Source organism: Streptosporangium sp. NPDC005286 (genome assembly GCF_040607515.1).
Classification (GTDB): Bacteria; Actinomycetota; Actinomycetes; order Streptosporangiales; family Streptosporangiaceae; genus Streptosporangium.
In genome coordinates this window covers 1-1,488 of the sequence record NZ_JBEXGU010000403.1, presented here as the reverse complement: position 1 = coordinate 1,488, position 1,488 = coordinate 1, and the positions used below count along the sequence as shown (strand labels likewise).

Here is a 1,488-nt window from a genome sequence, read left to right as displayed (position 1 = left end):
TACTCCAGCCGCAGATCGTGAGGCCGAGCAAGTTCGTGCGCATGTGAACCTGTAGGCCTAGGGCCACAGGTTCGAGGGACGGCCACCGCTGTGACCATTCAGGTGTGATGGAACTGAAGATCATGCGGTGGCCGCGTTGGCCAGAGTAGAACACCTGGACGTCACTCGTCTGCACGCCGCTTTGGATGACGCGTTCGCCCATGTCGCAGGCCGATTCAAGCGGCGGGAAGTGCGCCTGCGCGCCCGTTCGTGCATCGAAGGGCTGTTGTCCGGCCTGGAACGCAAGACCGGCTGGTCACTGGCCGAGTACGCCGGTGACAGCACCCCGGACGGGATGCAGCGACTGCTGACCGCGGCGAAGTGGGACGTAGACGGGGTACGTGACGATGTCCGCGACTATGTGATCGACCACCTGGGCATCGCCGACGGGGTCCTGGTCGGTGACGACACCGGCTTCGAGAAGAAGGGCACGTGCTCAGCCGGGGTGCAGCGGCAGTACACCGGCACCGCCGGGAAGATCACCAACTGTCAGATCGGGGTGTTTCTCGGCTACGCCACACCCCGCGGACACGCTCTGCTGGACCGGGAGCTCTACCTTCCTCACACCTCCTGGATCGCCGATGCCCAGCGGTGCGCCGCAGCGAAGATTCCCCAGGAGGTGGGGTTCGCCACCAAGCCGCAACTCCTGCAGGCGATGATCACCCGGGCGATCACGGCCGGTGTGCCTTTCGGCTGGGTCACGGCCGATGAGGCCTACGGCGACAACGGACCGCTGCGCCGCTTCCTGGAAAACCAACAGCTCAGCTACGTGCTGGCCGTGGCCTGCGACCATCACCTCACCACCGGTGCGGGCAAGGTCCGCGCCGATGTCATCGCTAAAAGGCTCGGCAAGACAGCCTGGCAGCGACTGTCGTGCGGCAACGGCGCCAAAGGAGAACGGCGCTATGACTGGGCGGTGGTCGCCACCACCAGCCCGGTCCACCGGCTACTGATCCGCCGCTCCATCAGCACACCCTCGCAGTTGGCCTTCTACCTGTGTCACACCCCGGGCCCGACGCCGATCGGCCGTTTGGTGGCCGTGGCCGGCGCCCGCTGGACGATCGAGGAGTGCTTCCAGACGGGTAAGAACGAGGTCGCCTTGGACCATTACCAGGTCCGGCTCTATCCGGCCTGGTACCGGTACATGACGCTGGCCATGCTCGCCTTGGCCTTCCTCGCCGTCACCCGAGCCACCCTCGCCGACGAACCCGACCCGTTTCACCACGATGAGCGAACATCCCCCTTACGCGATGGCACCGGACCCGCCGGTCAATCGATCATGATCTCCGCCAATGAGATCCGCCGTCTGTTCGCCCTGCTGACCCGGCCGCCCATCGACGAGCAGCACATCCGACACTGGTCTGCATGGCGACTACGCCACCAGACACGCGCTCGGCGAGCCCATTACCAGCGACAACGCATCAGAGATCACTAAGTACGGCTGGAGTA

General features: G+C 65.2%; 1 pseudogene. It reads left to right on the top strand.

Annotated features, from left to right (window positions below):
• Window positions 1–154: 154 nt before the first annotated feature.
• Window positions 155–1,228: pseudogene (locus tag ABZU75_RS46425) on the top strand (IS701 family transposase); the annotation flags it as partial.
• Between the last annotated feature and the right edge of the window lie 260 nt (window positions 1,229–1,488).